Source organism: Nocardioides sp. B129/18, from assembly GCF_055282735.1.
On record NZ_JBUZJI010000020.1, the window covers coordinates 48,109 to 65,034 of the forward strand.

The window sequence follows — 16,926 nt, forward strand, 5'->3', positions numbered from 1 at the left end:
GACGCCCTCGACGAGCACACCGAGCGGAAGGCCCTCGACGGCGACGTCGTCACCCGACTCGGCGTGTTCCGCCGCGGCACCCAGGGGGCGCTGCGCTTCGAGGTGCGCGGGCTGGTGGCCGGGCGTCCGGTCGTCGTGGTCGAGCACGTCACGCGGATCTCCCCCACCTGCGCGATGGACTGGCCGCTGCCGCCCGACGGCGCCGACGGCGCGCACCGCATCGTCCTCGACGCCGACCCCCGCCTGGAGGTCACCATCGAGGCGATCGGCCCCGACGAGAGCCGCGCGGCCGGCGGCAACGCCACCGCCGCGCATCGTCTGGTGGCCGCCCTGCCCTGGCTCTCGGCCGCTCCGCCCGGTCTGCACGACGGGCTCGACGTGCCGCTCTCCCCCGCCACCGGGCGCCTGGCCGCCCCCGTCCCCCTGGAGACCCGATGATCATCGACGTCCCCGACGGCGCCGACCCCCTGATGCACGTGTGGGGTCGCCTGGTGCCGGGCATCGGCCCGGCCGCCTCCGCCTTCGCGACCTCCGTCTACGAGCACTCCACGCTCGGCCTGCGCGAGTTCGAGGCCGCACGCCTGCGCGTCGCCCAGCTCAACGGCTGCCTCTTCTGCCTGGACTGGCGCACCGAGCGCGACGGCGTGCGCGTCGAGGAGGGCTTCGACCGCGAGGTCGAGCAGTGGCGGCGCACCACCGCGCTCGACGAGCGCGCCCGGCTGGCCGCGGAGTACGCCGAGCGTTACACCGTCGACCACCACGGCCTCGACGACGGCTTCTGGACGCGGATGCGCGCCCACTACACCGACCGCGAGATCGCCGAGCTGACGATGTGCCTGGGCTCGTGGATCGCCTTCGGCCGCCTCAACCACGTGCTCGGCCTCGACGCCGTCTGCAGCGTGCCCGAGCACCTCGTCCAGCACTGAGCCCGCTCCGGAGCCAGCCTCAGAGGGCCCGACGGTAGGCGAAGTCGGCGATCTCGCGACCGACCTCGAGGCCCTTGCGCTCGAACTTCGTGATCGGCCGCTCGGCCCACCGCTCGACCGGCCCGCCCTCGAGGCCGGGCTCGGCGTCGAGCACCTCGCGCATCTGCTCGGCGTAGTTCGCCCAGTCGGTGGCCAGGCGCCAGGTGCCACCGGGCCGCAGGCGGGTCGCGACGAGGCCGGCGAAGGTCGGGGAGACCAGGCGTCGCTTGTGGTGGCGCGACTTGCGCCAGGGGTCGGGGAAGAACGTCCAGAGCTCCTCGAGGGAGTCCGGCGCGATGAGGTGCTCGAGGAACCAGACGGCGTCGACGCCGCAGAGCCGCACGTTGTCGGCGCCGGCCTCGGCCAGCCGCCACAGCGTGTCGGCCACCCCGGGGCGCCAGACCTCGAGGGCCAGCACGTTCGCCTCCGGGCGCGCGGCGGCCAGCGCCGCGGTGGCCTCGCCGACGCCCGAGCCGATCTCGACGATCAGCGGCGCCTCGCGACCGAACCAGTCGGCCACCCGGACGCCGGGCTCATCGACGGCCTCCTCGGGGATCACCCACGCCTCGTGGTGGGCCTCCCACGCCTCGGCCTGCCGCGGGGTGAACCGGTTGCCGCGCCGGGAGTAGGAGAGCACCTCGCGCATCGTGCGTCCGTCCTCGGTGAGCCTATGGTGCGGACGCGCCGGGGTGACGGGGTGCTCGGACATGGGCGCCATCATCGCGGCCACGGCGAGGCGGGCACGAATCCGCGGGACCACCGGTCGGCGCCGATCCGCGACCCCGGGGCGGCGCAGGCGCCATGATCGGCGTCATGATCGACCGCGCGCGCCTGACCCGACTCCACGCCGAGGAGGAGCAGCGATTCCGCGACCTCCATCCGGCCTCCGCCCGCCTCGCCGAGCGGGCCCGCGGCTCCCTGCTGGCCGGCGTCCCGATGCCGTGGATGACCCGCTGGCCCGGCCCGCACCCGGTCTTCGTCGAGGAGGCGGTGGGGGCGCGGCTCACCGACGTCGACGGCCACGTCTACGTCGATCTGTGCCTCGGCGACACCGGCGCGATGACCGGACACGCCCTGCCGCAGGTCGCCGACGCGCTGGCCGCCCGCGCCCGCACCGGCGTCACGACGATGCTGCCCGGCGAGGACGCCTGCTGGGTCGGCGAGGAGCTGACGCGTCGCTTCGGCCTGCCGGCCTGGCAGCTGGCGATGTCGGCCACCGATGCCAACCGGTTCGCGCTGCGCTTCGCCCGCCACCTCACCGGTCGTCCGCGGATCGCGGTCATGGACTGGTGCTACCACGGCACGGTCGACGAGACCCTCGCCGTGCTCGACGAGGGACGCGTGGTGCCGCGCCCGGGCGCGCTCGGCCCGCAGGTCGACGTCGCCCTCACCACCGCGGTGGTGCCCTTCAACGACGCCGAGGCCCTCGACCGACGACTCGCCGAGGGCGACGTCGCCTGCCTGCTCCTCGAGCCGGCCCTCACCAACATCGGCATCGTGCTGCCCGAGCCGGGCTACCTCGAGGCCGTGCGCGAGATCACCCGCCGCCACGGCGTCCTGCTGATCGTCGACGAGACGCACACGATGTGCGCCGGCCCCGGCGGCGCCACTCGGGCCTGGGGCCTCGAGCCGGACCTGCTGGTCGTCGGCAAGGCGATCGCGGGCGGCGTGCCGGCCGCCGCCTACGGCCTGAGCGCGGAGGTGGCCGCTCGGCTCTCGGGTCCGATGCTCGGCCACGAGATCGATGTCGCCGGGGTGGGCGGCACCCTCACCGGGAACCCGCTGGCCACCGCGGCGATCCGGGCGACGCTCTCGACGTGCCTGCGCGAGGAGGACTTCGCTCTCAGCCTCCCGCTGGCGACGCGCTTCGCCGCCGGCGTCGCCGGGGTGATCGCCGAGGCCGGCCTGCCCTGGCACGTGCAGCGCCTGGGCTGCCGCGCGGAGTACTGGTTCTGCCCGCCGCCTCGCGACGGCGCCGCCGCGGCGGCCGCGGTCGACGAGGAGCTCGAGGGGCTGCTGCACCTGTGGTGCCTCAACCGCGGCGTGCTCCTGACGCCGTTCCACAACATGGCGCTGTTCTCCCCCGCCCACGTCGAGGCCGACGTCGACCGGCACACGGCCGTCTTCGCCGAGGCCGTCGCCGCGCTCGTCGGCTGAGCCCGCGCCGGACATGACGAACGGGCCCCGCTCGATCGAGCGGGGCCCCTCCGGGTGCTGCTGGTGCCGTCAGGAGACGGCGGGGATCACTTGGTGATCTTGGTGACGCGACCGGCGCCGACGGTGCGGCCACCCTCGCGGATGGCGAAGCGCAGACCCTCGTCCATGGCGATGGGCTGGATCAGCTCGACCGACATCTCGGTGTTGTCGCCCGGCATGACCATCTCGGTGCCCTCGGGGAGGGTCACCACGCCGGTGACGTCCGTGGTCCGGAAGTAGAACTGCGGACGGTAGTTGTTGAAGAACGGCGTGTGACGGCCGCCCTCGTCCTTCGAGAGGATGTAGACCGAGGCCTCGAAGTTGGTGTGCGGGGTGGTGGTGCCCGGCTTGATGACGACCATGCCGCGCTCGACGTCCTCGCGCTTGGTGCCACGGAGGAGCAGACCGACGTTCTCACCGGCCTGGCCCTCGTCGAGCAGCTTGCGGAACATCTCGACACCGGTGACGGTGGTCTTCTGCGAGGTGTCGCGGATGCCGACGATCTCGACCTCCTCGCCGACCTTCACGATGCCCCGCTCGATGCGGCCGGTGATGACCGTGCCACGACCGGTGATGGTGAAGACGTCCTCGACGGGCATGAGGAACGGCTTGTCCGTCTCACGCTCGGGGGTCGGGATGTAGTCGTCGACGGCCTGCATGAGCTCGGCCACCGAGTCGCCCCACTTGGCGTCGCCCTGCAGCGCCGGGAAGGCCGCCACGCGCACGACCGGGATGTCGTCGCCCGGGAACTCGTACTCGGAGAGGAGCTCGCGCACCTCCATCTCGACGAGCTCGATGAGCTCCTCGTCGTCGACCATGTCGCACTTGTTGAGCGCCACGACCAGGGCCGGCACGCCGACCTGGCGGGCGAGCAGCACGTGCTCGCGGGTCTGCGGCATCGGGCCGTCGGTGGCCGCCACGACCAGGATGGCGCCGTCCATCTGCGCCGCACCGGTGATCATGTTCTTGATGTAGTCGGCGTGACCGGGGCAGTCGACGTGCGCGTAGTGACGACCCTCGGTCTGGTACTCGACGTGCGCGATCGAGATCGTGATGCCGCGCTGACGCTCCTCGGGGGCCTTGTCGATGTCCTCGAAGGCCGAGGCAGCGTTGAGGTCCGGGTGCTTGTCGTGCAGGACCTTGGTGATGGCCGCGGTCAGCGTCGTCTTGCCGTGGTCGATGTGACCGATGGTGCCGATGTTGACGTGCGGCTTGGTCCGCTCGAACTTCGCCTTAGCCACTGGGGCTCCTCCTGGTGTGGGTTGTGACGTGACTCGTACTGAAAGGGGTGGTGCCGAGGACTCGCGAGAGGTTACTCGCCGCGAACCTTCTTGATGATCTCGTCGGCGATGTTCGAGGGAACCTCGGCGTACGAGTCGAACTCCATCGAGTACGACGCCTGGCCGGAGGTCTTGGACCTCAGGTCGCCGACGTACCCGAACATCTCGGACAGCGGCACGAGGCCCGACACGACGATGTCGCCGTGACGCTCCTCCTGCGCGCGGATCTGGCCACGACGGGAGTTGATGTCGCCGATGACCGTGCCGAGGAAGTTCTCGGGCGTGGTCACCTCCACGGCGAACACCGGCTCCAGCAGGACCGGCTTGGCCTGGCGGGCGGCCTCCTTGAAGGCCATGTTGCCAGCGATCTTGAACGCCAGCTCCGAGGAGTCGACGTCGTGGTACGCGCCGTCCTCGAGGCTGAACTTGACGTCGACCATCGGGTAGCCGGCGAGCACGCCGAACTCCATGGCGTCCTGGCCGCCCTGGTCGACCGACGGGATGTACTCGCGCGGGACGCGACCACCGGTGACGTTGTTGACGAACTCATAGCCCGCGCCGAGACCGGTCTCGGGGTCGATGTTCGGCTCGATGGAGACGAGCACCTTCGCGAACTGGCCGGAGCCACCCGTCTGCTTCTTGTGGGTGTAGCCGTGGTTCTTGACGGCCTGGCGGATCGTCTCGCGGTAGGCCACCTGCGGCTTGCCCACGGTCGCCTCGACCTTGAACTCGCGGCGCATGCGGTCGACGAGGATCTCCAGGTGGAGCTCGCCCATGCCGGCGATGATCGTCTGGCCGGTCTCCTCGTCGGTCTTGACGACGAAGGTGGGGTCCTCCTCGGCGAGACGCTGGATGGCGACGCCGAGCTTCTCCTGGTCGGACTTCGTCTTCGGCTCGATGGCGACCTCGATCACCGGGGCCGGGAAGGTCATCGACTCCAGGACGACCGGGCTGGCGTTGTCCGACAGCGTGTGACCGGTCTTGGTGTCCTTCAGGCCCATGACGGCCACGATCTGGCCGGCGCCGACCGACGCGATCTCCTCACGCTTGTTGGCGTGCATCTGGTAGACCTTGCCGATCCGCTCCTTGCGGCCGTTGGTCGAGTTCAGCACCGTGGCGCCGGCCTCGAGCTTGCCGGAGTAGACGCGGACGAAGGTCAGACGGCCCAGGTGCGGGTCGGCGGCGATCTTGAAGGCCAGCGCGGCCAGCGGCTCGTCGGCCGAGGGCTTGCGGACGATCTCGGTCTCGGGGGTCTCCTCGACGTTGGGCTTGTGGCCCACGATCGCGTCGACGTCGACCGGGCTCGGCAGGTAGTCGATGATCGCGTCGAGCAGGGGCTGGACGCCCTTGTTCTTGAACGCGGTGCCGGTGAGGATCGGGTTCAGCTTGTCGGCCAGGGTGGCGCGACGGATGGCGGCCTTGAGGGTCGGCACGTCGAACGTGTCGCCGTCCTCGAGGTAGACCTCCATGATGTCGTCCTCGGCCTCGGCCAGGGTCTCGACGAGCTTCTCGCGGTACTCGGCGGCCTTGTCGGCCAGGTCCGCGGGGATCTCCTCGACGACGTAGTCCTCGCCCTGGGCGGTCTCGCCGCGCCAGACCTTGGCGTTCATCTCGACGAGGTCGACGACGCCGATGAAGTCGCCCTCGGCGCCGATCGGGATCTGCAGGATCAGCGGGGTCGAGTTGAGCTTCTGGACGATCGAGTCGACGACGCGGTAGAAGTCCGCGCCGGTGCGGTCGAGCTTGTTGACGAAGCACATGCGCGGGACGGCGTACTTGTTGGCCTGACGCCACACCGTCTGCGACTGCGGCTCCACGCCGGCGACGCCGTCGAACACCGCGACGGCGCCGTCGAGGACGCGCAGCGAGCGCTCGACCTCGACGGTGAAGTCGACGTGCCCGGGGGTGTCGATGATGTTGATCTGGTGCTTCTTCCACCAGCAGGTGGTCGCGGCGGAGGTGATCGTGATGCCACGCTCCTGCTCCTGCTCCATCCAGTCCATCGTGGCAGCGCCGTCGTGGACCTCACCGATCTTGTAGGAGATGCCGGTGTAGAAGAGGATGCGCTCGGTGGTGGTGGTCTTGCCAGCATCGATGTGCGCCATGATGCCGATGTTGCGGACCGACTTGAGGTCCGTGGTGATGTCGACGGCCACTGTGATTCAGCGTTCCCTTGCGGTAGGTGGAATGAGCGGTGCGGCAGAGGCGGTCCGGTGGGCCCGCCCCCGCCGGGAGATCACCAGCGGTAGTGGGCGAAGGCGCGGTTGGACTCAGCCATCTTGTGGGTGTCCTCGCGCTTCTTCACCGCGGCGCCGAGACCGTTCGAGGCGTCGAGGATCTCGTTCATGAGGCGCTCGGACATCGTCTTCTCACGACGGTCCTGCGCGTAGCCGACGAGCCAGCGCAGCGCGAGGGTGGTGCCTCGGTTGCCCTTGACCTCGACGGGGACCTGGTAGGTCGCGCCGCCGACGCGGCGGGACTTGACCTCGATGGCCGGCTTGACGTTGTCCATCGCGCGCTTGAGCGTGACGACGGGGTCGGTGCCGGTCTTCTCGCGGCAGCCCTCCAGGGCGGAGTAGACGATGCGCTGGGCGACCTGCTTCTTGCCGTCCTTCAGGATCTTGCTGACCAGCTGGGAGACCAGCTGGGAGCCGTAGACCGGGTCGACGTCGACAGGCCGCTTCGGAGCGGGGCCCTTGCGCGGCATGTCAGCTCTTCTCCTTCTTCGCGCCGTAGCGGCTGCGAGCCTGCTTGCGGTTCTTCACGCCCTGGGTGTCGAGCGTGCCGCGGATGATCTTGTAGCGCACACCGGGCAGGTCCTTCACACGACCGCCGCGGACGAGCACGATGGAGTGCTCCTGCAGGTTGTGACCCACGCCGGGGATGTAGGCGGTGACCTCGACGCCGCTGCTCAGGCGCACGCGGGCGACCTTGCGGAGGGCGGAGTTCGGCTTCTTGGGCGTGGTGGTGTAGACGCGGGTGCAGACGCCTCGGCGCTGCGGCGACCCCTTCAGGGCAGGCGTCTTGGTCTTCGACACCTTGTCCTGGCGGCCCTTGCGGACCAGCTGGTTGATGGTGGGCACCGGGTGGTTCCCCTTCTGTTCGACTCTCAGTACGGGGCGCCTTGCCCTGCACGATCCTGTGGTGTCTCGGTGGTGCATCTCGACCGCCGCTCACGCTGCGCTCCTCGACCCCCGCACCCGGGCGTGTCGCCCGATCTCAGGCCTCACCGCGGGCGGTGGGGAGGAGCGACGTGCTCGATCGATCGGCGGTCACGTCCCGCCGCTCACTTCCGAGCACGCGCAAGCGCCTGGTCGTCCCAGACACGAGTGGAGAGGCTACCCGGGGCGGTGGGGCCGGTCAAAACCGTTGAACCCCGCCGGGCGAGGGCCACCGAGAGCAGAGTGCCCCCCAGGGTGAGCGCGCCGCCGACGAACAGCGTCCAGCGGGCGCCGAAGGCCTCCCCCACCCAGCCGATGAACGGCGACCCGAGCGGGGTGCCGCCGGTGAAGATCATCAGGTAGATGGCCATGACCCGGCCGCGCATCTCAGGCGCGGCGCTGAGCTGCATGAAGGCGTTGGCGCTGGTGATCATCGTCAGCGCGCTCAGGCCCAGCAGCGGGCAGACGAGGGCGTAGAGGGCGTAGGACGGCATCGCGCCGGCCACCAGCTCGACGGCGCCGAAGACCAGGGCCGCCCCGACGACCAGCCGCTGGGTGACCTCCACGCGGCGGGCGGCCATCAGCGAGCCGGTGAGCGAGCCGACGGCCATGACGGTGCCGAGCAGGCCGTACTCGGTGGGGCCCTTGCCGAAGACCTCGGTGGCCATGAGCGCGCTGGTGAGCTGGAAGTTCAGGCCGAAGGTGCCGGTGAAGAAGACGACGCCGAGCACCAGGCTGAGGTCGCGCCGGCTGCGCAGGTAGGCGAAGCCCTCGCGGATCTGACCTCGCGAGCGGGCCAGCGGGCGGGTGGGCCGCAGGCTGGAGACGTCGAGGCGCGCCAGGGACGCGATCGGGGCGGCGTAGCTGATCGCGTTGAGCAGGATGACCCAGCCGGTGCCCGAGACGTCGTTGCCGAAGGCGGCGATGAGCAGGCCCGCCAGCGCGGGGCCGACGATGCGCGCGGAGTTGAAGCTGGCCGAGTTCAGCCCGACGGCGTTGGTGAGCTCGTCGGGGCCGACCAGCTCGGAGACGAACGACTGGCGGGCGGGGGCGTCGAAGGCGGAGGCCGTGCCGAGCACGAGCGCGAGCACGTAGACGTGCCACAGCTGCACGGTGCCGGTGACGGCGAGCAGGCCCAGCACGAGCGCGGGCAGCGCCATGCCGAGGTTGGTGATCTGCAGGAGCCGGCGCTTGGGGATGCGGTCGGCCACGACGCCCGCGAAGGGCGAGAGCAGGAGGAAGGGCAGGAACTGCAGGCCCGTGGTGATGCCGATCGCGGCTCCGCTCCCGGTGAGCAGCAGGACCAGCCAGTCCTGCGCGACGCGCTGCAGCCAGGTGCCGACGTTGGAGACCAGGCCGCCGGCGGCGTAGCGGCGGTAGTTGGGGTTGGCGAGGGAGCGGAACGTGGGGCTCAAACCGGGGTCAGTCCTCCTGGGAGAGTCGATCGAGGATGGGGGCGGCGCGGCGCAGCAGCTCGCGCTCGTCGGGGGTGAGGGCGGCCAGCCTCCGGGCCAGCCACTCGTCGCGGCGGCGACGGTCGGCGACGACCCGGGCGTGGCCCTCGTCGGTGAGGTGGACGACGACCTGGCGGCCGTCGGTGGGGTGCGGGAGCCGCTCGACGAGGCCGGCCTCCTGCAGGCAGGAGACCGTGCGGGTCATCGACGGCGGCTGCACCCGCTCGTGGGCGGCGAGCTCGCCGACGGTGAGATCGCCGCGGCGCAGCAGCACCCCGAGCACCGACATCGCGCTCAGGGAGAGGTCGTTGTCGGGCTGGCGCTGCAGCGCGAGGCGGCGACGCAGCCGCATGACGGAGGTGCGCAGCTCGGAGGCGAGCCCGGCGTCGGTGCGGGCGACCTTCTCGACGGTGGGCATGTCGTTTAGCCTAGGTCATTACCCTTGCTAAGTAAAAACGACGAGGACGCCGACCGTCGCCGCGCGCGCACCCGGCGACTAGGGTGGCGGCGTGGACCTGCGTGAGGATCAGCCCGGACGACGCGAGATCGCCGGCCGCACCTACGTCGTGGCCGAGGTCGAGCCGCTCGACGTCGACGGCGTGCGCACCGTGCAGGTGGGCACCGCCCTGTTCTTCCTGGGCTTCCTCGCCCTGCTCCCCTTCTACGGGACGCTGCAGGACGACGGCCGCGGCTGGTGGCTGTGGACCTGCCTCACCGGCGCCGGCCTCGGGCTGCTCGGCCTGGAGTACTGCACGCGGCGCGCGCGGGCGCGCCGCACCCGCGAGGACGAGCCCCGCGGCTGAGCCCTCGCGAGGCCGCCGATCGGCCTAGAGGCCGAGGACGACGTCGTCGGTGAGGGTGTCGAGCACCGGCGGCGCGAGCGGCACCGGCTCGTAGCGCTTGGCCAGGCGCACCTCGGAGTGCGCGCCGCAGCCGTGGTCGAGGGAGACCACGCGGGCGTCGTCGTTGGCGTCGCCGTTGGCGCAGACGCCGAAGCTCTCCGAGAGCGGACCCGCGAGGCGCACGAGGAAGCCGCACGACCAGCAGCTGTCGGGAGCGGCCTGCGCGATCGGGGCCGACGGCCCCGAGGAGCCGTCGTGCCAGCGCTGGGCCGCGGCGGCGCGGCCCTCGGGGCTGAGCGTGCGGACCCGACCCAGGCCCAGCTCCTGCGCGACGCGGCGCACCTGCGCCTGCTCGTCGGCGTCGAGGGGGTCGTCGCCGAAGGACCAGGTGGGCACCAGGCGCGGGTCGTCGTCGTCGACCGGCAGGAGGTCGCCGGGGCCGAGGTCGCCGGGGCGGATGCGCTCGCGGTAGGGCACCCACGGCGGCGCGACGATGGCGTCGTCGCCGGGGAGCAGGACGACCTCGTCGACGGTGACGTCGTCCTGGCCCTCGGCCCGGACGACGGTGACCGACCACTGCCAGCCGCGGTAGCCGCGGCGGGTGCAGGCGAAGCGGTGGGTGACGACCAGGGGCTCCTCGGCGCGGACGCCGAGGTGCTCGCCGAGGTCGGCGGGGTCGACGTCGACCAGCAGCGCGTCCCGGGCGAGGTCGACGGCGGACGCGGCGACGGCGTCGGGGTCGAGGGCGATCGGGGAGGTCGTCACGGGGCCCATCCTGCCTGGTCACCCCACCGGTCGCCAGACGGGGTCCGGACCTCGGCGGCCTCGGCCCCCTTCCTCGGGGTGGGCTCGTGTCCTGGTGGCGTGCGGACGGGGGTCATCGGGGAGGATGGCCCCCATGACCCAGCCCGACGCCGAGGAACGGACCACGCCGACCGGCACCGGGACCCGCCTCGGCAGCGGGGCCCGCGCCACCGCCCGCGGGGTCGCGGGCGCCGCCCGGGCCACCGGACGCGCGTCGCGGTTCGTCAGCGTCCAGGCCCGCCGGGCCGCCGGCGCCCAGGGCGCCGACCGCTCGGGCCTCAACCGGCTGATCTACCTGCACTTCTTCAACACCGCCGGCGACGCCGCCGTGGCGATCTCCCTGGCCGGCAGCCTGTTCTTCCAGGTGCCCTCGGGCGAGGCCCGCGGCCAGGTGGCGCTCTTCCTCGGTCTGACGATGCTGCCCTTCGCGATCGTCGCGCCCCTGCTCGGCCCCTTCCTCGACCGCTTCAGCCACGGCCGCCGCTGGGCCATCGGCGCCACCATGGCCGCCCGCGCGTTCCTCGCCTGGGCCCTGGCCAGCCAGGTCGACGCCGGCGACTCGCCGTGGCTCTTCGCCGCCGCCCTCGGCGTGCTCATCTCCTCCAAGGCCTACGGCGTCACCCGCGCGGCGGCCGTGCCCCGACTCCTGCCCGAGGGGCTCACGCTGGTCAAGGCCAACGGCCGGGTCTCGCTCTCGGGCATCGTCGGCACCGCGGCGTCGGCGCCGCTGGCGGGGCTGGCCTCCCTCATCGGCGCGCAGTGGTCGCTGCGCTACGCCTTCGTGCTCTTCGTCATCGCCACCGTCTGCGCGATCCGCCTGCCCGGCCGCGTCGACTCCGCCCAGGGCGAGGAGCCGCTGGCGCTCCTGCCGGGCCCCAGCGCGCAGGACGTCGTCGTCACCGCCGTCGACGACGTCACCCCCGGTCCGAGCCCGCGGGTGCGCATCCCCCCGGCCGTCGCGTTCGCGCTGCGGGCCAACTGCGGGCCGCGCTGGCTGACCGGCTTCGCCCTGATGTACCTGGCGTTCCTGCTGCGGGAGAACCCGCCCGAGACCAGCCTCAGCTCCGAGCTGATGGTCGGCGTCGTGATCGGCGCGGCCGGCCTGGGCAACGCCTGCGGCGTCGCGGCCGCGTCGCTGCTGCGCCGCATCGACCCGCGCGTCACCGTCGTGGCCGCGCTCGTCGTCGACCTCGGGCTCGCGGTGCTGGCCGCCGCCTTCTACGGCGTGCCCACGCTCGCCCTCCTCGGCCTCGGCGCGGGCATGGCGCAGTCGCTCGCGAAGTTCTGCCTCGACGCCACCATCCAGCGCGACGTGCCCGAGCGGGTGCAGGCCAGCGCCTTCGCCCGCAGCGACACCCTGCTGCAGCTGGCGTGGGTCACCGGCGGGTTCGTCGGCATCCTGCTGCCGCTCGACCCCGCCCGTGTCGGCCTGGGCACCGCCGCCGTCGTGCTCGGCGCCTGGACGGTCTACGTGCTCGGCAACGCGCGCGGCACCGGCCGCCGCGGCGTTCCCGCGGCGCCGCGGGTCGTCTGAGGCGGGCTCAGACGTCGGGGCTCAGAGCTCGAGCTCGTCGGCCAGCGCGCGCAGCAGCTTGGCGACCGGCTTCGCGGTGGTGCGGTCGGGGTAGCGGCCGTGCCGGTAGGCCTCGCCGACGCCGTCGAGCACCCGGATGAGGTCCTCGACGATCGGGACCATCTCGTCCGGCTTCTTGCGGCGCGCGGCCGACTGCTGACGCGAGACCGACGGCTGGGAGTCCAGCAGCCGCACCTGGAGCGCCTGCTCGCCGCGGCGGCCCTGGGCGATCCCGAACTCGACGCGGGCGCCGTTCTTCAGCGAGGTGACGCCCTCGGGCAGCGCCTCGGCGCGGACGTAGACGTCCGGGCCGTCGTCCTGGGAGAGGAAGCCGAAGCCCTTGTCGGCGTCGTACCACTTCACCTTGCCTGTCGGCACTGGGACTCACCTGATCCTGATCGCTGGGCTGTGGGCCGAGTCAGGATAGAGGCGGGCCCGAGGCGGGACCACTCGAATCCGCCCGCCGGGCTCAGCCCAGCCGGGCCAGGAGCGTCGGGGCCAGGGTCGAGACGCCGAGCGCCAGCCCGGCGAGGCTCGCGAGGAGCAGCAGCACGATCCAGGCGCCGGCCGGCAGCGGCGTCAGCCCGGCGAGCTGGTCGACGTCGGAGGTGCGCGAGCGAAGGCGTCCTGCCTGCGCCAGCTCGACCACCGGACGCGGGGCCGCCAGCAGCAGGAGCCAGGCCAGCAGGTAGGCGACGGTGACCTGCCAGCGCAGCGGCGCCGCCCAGGCCACGGCCGCCACGGCCGCCGTGAGCCCGCAGACCACGAGGGCCCCGTAGAGGTTGCGCACCAGCACCAGGAGCGCGAGGCCCAGCAGCACCAGGCCCCACAGCAGGGCCAGCGGGCGTCCCGACGCGAGCGCGGTGGCGGCCAGCAGGCCGAGCAGCGCGGGAGCGAGGTAGCCCGCGGCGAGCATCAGCACCATGCCGGGCCCGCGGGGTCGTCCGCGGGAGAGCGTCACGCCCGAGGTGTCGGTGTGCACCCGCAGGCCCTGGAGGCGGCGGCCGACGAGCACCGCGGCGAGGGCGTGCCCGGCCTCGTGGACGACCGTGACGCCCAGGCGCACCCGCGGCCAGGTGGCCGGCGCCAGCACCAGGGCGAGCGCGACCAGGCCGGGCAGCAGGACGCGCTCGGTGGCCGGCACCGGCACCGAGGCGACGAGGTCGTCGCCGATGCGGCGCAGCACCGCGCCGACGTCGAGGGCCATGGGGCTAGGCCCCCGGACCGGCCGCGGAGCCCAGGTGGTCGGCCAGCCAGTCGGGGAACTCCCGCAGGTCGTCGAGGACGACGTCGGTGCCGGCGTCGAGGAGCTCGGCGCGACCGCCGCCGCCGGTGAGCACCGAGACGCTGAGGGCGCCGGCGGCGCGAGCGCCCTCGACGTCGTGGACGTGGTCGCCGACGTAGACGCTCGCGCCCTCCTGGCGCAGCACCCCGGCCTTGCCGACGCCCCACACCTCGCCGGCGAGCAGGTCGGCGTGCAGGCCGAGGTGGTCGAGGTGGCGGCGGGCGTTCGGGGCGAACTTGCCCGTGACCACCAGCACCCGGCCGCCGCGGTCGCGCACGGCGTCGAGGGCGGCGTGCGCGCCGGGCAGCGCCGGGGTGGCCGGGACGCACAGCGGCGGGTAGAGCTCGCGGAAGAGGTCGATGGCCGCCGGCACCTGCTCGGGCGGCAGGTAGGGCTCGAGCATGAGGTCCAGCGGCGGGCCGAGGCGCTCGGTGAGCCGCTCGACCGGCAGCTCGACGTCGAGCCGCTCGCCCAGGGCCAGCAGCACGGCGCGGAACCCGGGTGCGGTGTCGATGAGGGTCATGTCGAGGTCGAAGCCGACGACGAGCGGAGCGGCTCCAGCGGTCATGCGGGAAGGGTACGGGCGTCGATCGACCCCACTTCGGCCCGCCGTCAGGCGGCGTCGGTCATGATGGTCGCTCGTCCGCGAGCCGAGGGAGGTCGGACATGGGACGCATCCGCCGCACGTCCGGCGTCCTCGTCGTGCCCGCGCTCGCGGCCGCCCTGGCGCTCGGCGCGCTCGCGACCCCGGCCCGGAGCGCCGTCGACGGCCCGGCCGCACCGGACGACGCCACCCTCCACCTCGTCACCCTCGAGCGTCCGGGCACCGCCGCGGCCTCGCAGGTGCTGCCCCGCGCCTTCGGGGCCCTCGACCTCGTCCTCGAGCAGGACGACGTCCTGGCCCGGGTCGGTGCGCCTGACCCCGTCTACCGCTGGACCACCGCGCTCGACGGCGTCGCCGTGCGGCTCACCGACGCCCAGGCCGTCGCCGTGGCCGCCGACCCGCGGGTGGCCGGCGTCGAGGAGGACTCCGTGCGTCGGCTCACCGCCGCGCCCGACCTCACCGCCGACGCGTCCGGCACCGCGCCCGGCCTGCAGCCCGACCTCGCCCCGCCCGGCCGGGTCGTGCGCGGCCACGGCGGACGCGGCGTCGTGGTCGGCGTCGTCGACTCCGGCCTCGACGCCGACGACCCGCTCTTCGCCTCGACGCCCGGGCTCGGGCCGCGTCCGGACTTCCGCGGCTCCTGCAGCCCCGACGACGGCTGGGGCCCGGCCGCCTGCACCGGCAAGGTCGTCGGCGGCGACTGGTTCGTCGACGGCTTCGGCGAGGACCGGCTGCGCACCGGCAGCTCCCTCTCCCCCGCCGACGACGACGGCCACGGCACCGCGATGGCCTCGGTGATCGCGGGCAACGCCGGCATCTCGGTGCGCCTGCCCCACGCCCGTCCCACCCGCTACGCCGGCTACGCCCCGCTCGCGCGCCTGGCCGCGTACAAGGCCTGCTGGACCGCTCCCGACCCCGCCGACGACGGCTGCTCCACCGCCGATCTCGTCACCGCCGTCGACACCGCCGTCGCCGACGGCGTCGACGTGCTCTCGCTGGCCGTCGGCGGCCCCGGCGACCGGCTCGACGCCCTCGACCGCGCCCTGCTCGGCGCGACCGAGCGCGGGGTGGTGGTCGTCGCCTCGGCCGGCAACGGCGGTCGATCCGACGTCGCGGCCCACCCGGTGCCGTGGGCGCTGACCGTGGGCGCCAGCAGCGGCGTCGTCCAGCGCGGCGAGGTGCGCCTCGGCTCGGGCACCACCCTGCGCGGCGTCATGACCGCCACCGTCGGCACCGGACCGGCCCGCGTCGTCGCCGGCTCGTCGGTGCCCGCGCCCGGCGCCGAGCGCGCCGAGGCAGCCCGCTGCGTGCCCGGCTCGCTGGACGCCGCCCGGGTGCGCGGCCGCATCGTGGCCTGCGTGCGCGGCGCCACCGGTCGCGTCGACATGTCCGCGGCCGTGGCCCGCGCGGGCGGCGTCGGCCTGGTGCTCGTCAACGCCACCGAGCGTCAGCCGCTGGAGGTCGACGTCCACAGCGTCCCGACCGTCCACGTGCCGGCCCGCGCCGGCCGCTCGCTGATGCGCCTGCTCGCCGAGCGCACCGTCACCGCGACGCTGCGGCCCACCGGCCCGGCCCGCACCCCGACGCGCGTGCTGCCGATCTCCGCGCCCGGCGACCCCACCTCGCCGGTGCTCAAGCCCGACCTCGTCGCCCCCGGCAGCGGCGTGCTCGGCGCCGGCCCCGGCGCCCCGCGCTGGACCTACCTGGGCGGCACCTCCGCGGCCACCGCCGCCACCGCCGGCACCGCGGCCGGCCTCCTCGGCCGCGGGCTCTCCCCCGAGATCGTGCGCTCGGCGCTGGTCACCTCCGCACGCCCGGCCCGTGACGCTGCCGCCGAGCAGCAGGGCGCCGGCGTCCTCGACCCCACCCGAGCGGCGCGCCCTGGGCTCGCGGTGCTGACGCCGACGTCGTCCTACCGCCGCTGGCTCGACGGCGAGCAGCGGGTGCTCAACACCCCGACGATCAGCCTGCAGCGCGGCGCGCGCATCGCGCGGCGCACCGTCACGAACGTCTCGGACCGCTCGCTGTACTTCTCCTCCTCCGCCGGCGGGTTCGACCGCCACCGGGTGCTCGTCACGCCGGCCGCCCTGCGGCTCGCGTCCGGCGAGTCGGCCACCGTCACCCTGCGCCTGCTCTCGGGCAGCGGCAGCGACGACGGCTGGATGCTGTGGCGCGGCGCCACCGGCACCGAGACCCGGCTGCCGGTCATCGTCGGGCGCTGACGCGCCGCCGCGGCCCCGCGAGCGCCCGGATCTGCGCGAGCACCGCGGCCGTCGCCGGCACCAGCTCGGCGCCCTCGCGGTGCACCGTGCCCCAGGTGCGGGTGCCCAGCGACCGTGCCTCGTGCACGACGACGTCGGGGTGCCGGTAGGCCTCCAGCGCCGAGCGCGGCAGCAGCGCGACGCCCAGGCCCTGGGCCAGGAGGTGCTGGACGACGACGTAGTCGTCGCTGACGTGGCGCACCCGCGGCGCGAACCCGGCCTCGGCGCAGCGCCGCACGACGTGGTCGCGGCAGCGCTCGCAGCCCATCACCCAGGCGTCGTCGGCGAGCTCGGCCAGGCCGATGCGGATGCGTCCGGCCAGGCGGTGGCCCGGCGGCAGCACGAGGTCGACCGGCTCGTCGGCCAGCGGCGTCCAGCGCACCGACGCCGGCGGCGAGCCGGTGGCGTCGGCGTACTCGAAGGCCACGGCGAGGTCGACCTCGCCGTCGGCGACCAGGGCGATGGCCTCCGGGGGCTCGGCCTCGGTGAGCTCGACGTCGA

General features: G+C 73.6%; 17 protein-coding genes and 1 pseudogene. 6 read left to right on the top strand and 12 right to left on the bottom strand.

The features are described from left to right. A pseudogene (locus ACZDWJ_RS14260) lies at nt 1-438 on the top strand (dihydrodipicolinate reductase); the annotation flags it as partial. Beyond that, entirely contained in the window at nt 435-926 is a 492-nt protein-coding gene (locus ACZDWJ_RS14265; protein ID WP_463521781.1) for a carboxymuconolactone decarboxylase family protein, read from the top strand. The pseudogene ACZDWJ_RS14260 and the gene ACZDWJ_RS14265, both read left to right, overlap by 4 nt. Nucleotides 927-945: 19 nt before the next feature. Here the strand turns inward: ACZDWJ_RS14265 and trmB are convergent, their stop codons facing one another. Continuing rightward, on the bottom strand, nt 946-1,674 hold the full coding sequence (trmB, locus tag ACZDWJ_RS14270; RefSeq protein ID WP_463521783.1) for a tRNA (guanosine(46)-N7)-methyltransferase TrmB: 729 nt from the start codon (nt 1,672-1,674) through the stop codon (nt 946-948). Between the two features lie 104 nt (nt 1,675-1,778). Between trmB and ACZDWJ_RS14275 the strand changes: the two genes are divergently transcribed. Then, nucleotides 1,779-3,122: an aspartate aminotransferase family protein gene (locus ACZDWJ_RS14275; RefSeq protein ID WP_463521785.1), complete on the top strand. Its 1,344-nt coding sequence runs from the start codon at nt 1,779-1,781 to the stop codon at nt 3,120-3,122. 86 nt (nt 3,123-3,208) lie between these two features. Here the strand turns inward: ACZDWJ_RS14275 and tuf are convergent, their stop codons facing one another. From tuf to ACZDWJ_RS14305, 6 genes are all read right to left on the bottom strand, one after another. Then, nucleotides 3,209-4,402 (bottom strand): elongation factor Tu, encoded by a 1,194-nt coding sequence (gene tuf, locus ACZDWJ_RS14280; protein ID WP_463521787.1) that lies wholly within the window; start codon nt 4,400-4,402, stop codon nt 3,209-3,211. 71 nt (nt 4,403-4,473) lie between these two features. Then, complete coding sequence (gene fusA / locus ACZDWJ_RS14285) at nt 4,474-6,597, bottom strand: elongation factor G (protein ID WP_463521789.1); 2,124 nt, start codon at nt 6,595-6,597, stop codon at nt 4,474-4,476. Between the two features lie 80 nt (nt 6,598-6,677). Then, the gene (gene rpsG, locus ACZDWJ_RS14290) at nt 6,678-7,148 is read right to left on the bottom strand and encodes a 30S ribosomal protein S7 (protein WP_463521791.1); all 471 of its coding nucleotides are present in this window, start codon (nt 7,146-7,148) and stop codon (nt 6,678-6,680) included. 1 nt (nt 7,149) lies between these two features. Continuing rightward, nucleotides 7,150-7,524, bottom strand: a complete 375-nt coding sequence (gene rpsL / locus ACZDWJ_RS14295) for a 30S ribosomal protein S12 (protein ID WP_181645084.1) — start codon at nt 7,522-7,524, stop codon at nt 7,150-7,152. 203 nt (nt 7,525-7,727) lie between these two features. Continuing rightward, nucleotides 7,728-9,017, bottom strand: a complete 1,290-nt coding sequence (locus ACZDWJ_RS14300; RefSeq protein WP_463521793.1) for an MFS transporter — start codon at nt 9,015-9,017, stop codon at nt 7,728-7,730. A gap of 7 nt (nt 9,018-9,024) precedes the next feature. Next, complete coding sequence (locus ACZDWJ_RS14305; protein WP_463521795.1) at nt 9,025-9,474, bottom strand: MarR family winged helix-turn-helix transcriptional regulator; 450 nt, start codon at nt 9,472-9,474, stop codon at nt 9,025-9,027. Between the two features lie 91 nt (nt 9,475-9,565). Between ACZDWJ_RS14305 and ACZDWJ_RS14310 the strand changes: the two genes are divergently transcribed. Next, a complete protein-coding gene (locus tag ACZDWJ_RS14310; RefSeq protein WP_463521797.1) occupies nt 9,566-9,859 on the top strand; it encodes a DUF2530 domain-containing protein in 294 nt (97 codons plus the stop codon). A 24-nt stretch (nt 9,860-9,883) separates the two neighbouring features. Here the strand turns inward: ACZDWJ_RS14310 and ACZDWJ_RS14315 are convergent, their stop codons facing one another. Beyond that, entirely contained in the window at nt 9,884-10,672 is a 789-nt protein-coding gene (locus ACZDWJ_RS14315; RefSeq protein WP_463521799.1) for a DUF3027 domain-containing protein, read from the bottom strand. A gap of 124 nt (nt 10,673-10,796) precedes the next feature. Between ACZDWJ_RS14315 and ACZDWJ_RS14320 the strand changes: the two genes are divergently transcribed. Beyond that, complete coding sequence (locus tag ACZDWJ_RS14320) at nt 10,797-12,236, top strand: MFS transporter (protein WP_463521801.1); 1,440 nt, start codon at nt 10,797-10,799, stop codon at nt 12,234-12,236. A gap of 21 nt (nt 12,237-12,257) precedes the next feature. Here the strand turns inward: ACZDWJ_RS14320 and ACZDWJ_RS14325 are convergent, their stop codons facing one another. The 3 genes from ACZDWJ_RS14325 to ACZDWJ_RS14335 all read right to left on the bottom strand — a co-directional run bounded on the left by ACZDWJ_RS14325 (nt 12,258) and on the right by ACZDWJ_RS14335 (nt 14,128). Further along, on the bottom strand, nt 12,258-12,653 hold the full coding sequence (locus ACZDWJ_RS14325; RefSeq protein ID WP_463521803.1) for a cold-shock protein: 396 nt from the start codon (nt 12,651-12,653) through the stop codon (nt 12,258-12,260). A 91-nt stretch (nt 12,654-12,744) separates the two neighbouring features. Then, nucleotides 12,745-13,482 carry a M50 family metallopeptidase gene (locus ACZDWJ_RS14330; protein ID WP_463521805.1) on the bottom strand — a complete coding sequence of 246 codons (738 nt, stop codon included), beginning with the start codon at nt 13,480-13,482 and terminating at the stop codon, nt 12,745-12,747. A 4-nt stretch (nt 13,483-13,486) separates the two neighbouring features. After that, nucleotides 13,487-14,128 carry an HAD family hydrolase gene (locus ACZDWJ_RS14335; protein ID WP_463521807.1) on the bottom strand — a complete coding sequence of 214 codons (642 nt, stop codon included), beginning with the start codon at nt 14,126-14,128 and terminating at the stop codon, nt 13,487-13,489. Between the two features lie 98 nt (nt 14,129-14,226). On the opposite strand from ACZDWJ_RS14335, the gene ACZDWJ_RS14340 reads away from it, so the two are divergent. Beyond that, nucleotides 14,227-16,386 carry a S8 family serine peptidase gene (locus tag ACZDWJ_RS14340; RefSeq protein ID WP_463521809.1) on the top strand — a complete coding sequence of 720 codons (2,160 nt, stop codon included), beginning with the start codon at nt 14,227-14,229 and terminating at the stop codon, nt 16,384-16,386. On the opposite strand, the gene ACZDWJ_RS14345 is transcribed toward ACZDWJ_RS14340, so the two are convergent. Then, the coding region (locus tag ACZDWJ_RS14345) for a LysR substrate-binding domain-containing protein (protein ID WP_463521811.1) at nt 16,370-16,926 on the bottom strand (557 nt) is incomplete at its 5' end. The genes ACZDWJ_RS14340 and ACZDWJ_RS14345 overlap by 17 nt on opposite strands.